This is a genomic window from Staphylococcus sp. EG-SA-2 (assembly GCF_017152085.1).
The window spans coordinates 1-614 of the sequence record NZ_JACYHC010001269.1; the positions used below are offsets into that span (position 1 = coordinate 1).

Sequence of the window (614 nt, forward strand, 5' to 3'; positions counted from 1 at the left end):
AACTTCTTCCTACTCGAACGTATTAGAAAAGCATTCCCAGACAAATTAATCTTATCTGGCTTTGATGAAATGTTAGTTCAAGCTACGATTTCTGGCGTAGATGGTGCAATTGGTTCTACATATAACGTTAATGGTCGCCGCGCTAGAAAAATCTTCGACTTAGCACGACAAGGTCAAATTCAAGAAGCTTACCAACTACAACATGATTCAAACGACATTATCGAAACAGTGTTATCAATGGGGATTTATCCAACATTGAAAGAAATATTACGTCATCGTGACATTGATGCAGGATTACCGAAAAGACCTTTCAAACCTTTTAACGAAGCACATCGACAAACATTAGATCAACTCATTGCAAAATACGATTTATAGACATCAAAGAATCAATACATTGTAAAGGGGATGTTGCCCATGAAAGAAGTTGGATTTGGCACACTAAACTGGGTTGCCGTTATCATTTATCTACTAGCTATGTTGTTCATTGGCGTTTATTTTACCAAGCGCGCGAGCCAAAGTACCAATAGTTTCTTTACCGCAAGTGGTCGCTTGCCATCTTGGGTAGTTGGCTTTTCAATTTATGCTACTACGTTAAGTGCGATTACATTTATGTC

Annotated in this window: 1 protein-coding gene and 1 pseudogene; both read left to right on the forward strand. The window is 38.1% G+C overall.

The features are described from left to right. Nucleotides 1-375: dihydrodipicolinate synthase family protein (locus IDG60_RS20465; protein WP_206161127.1), on the forward strand; the 375-nt coding region annotated here is incomplete at its 5' end. Nucleotides 376-414: 39 nt separating this feature from the next. Next, a pseudogene (locus IDG60_RS20470) lies at nucleotides 415-614 on the forward strand (sodium:solute symporter family protein); the annotation flags it as partial.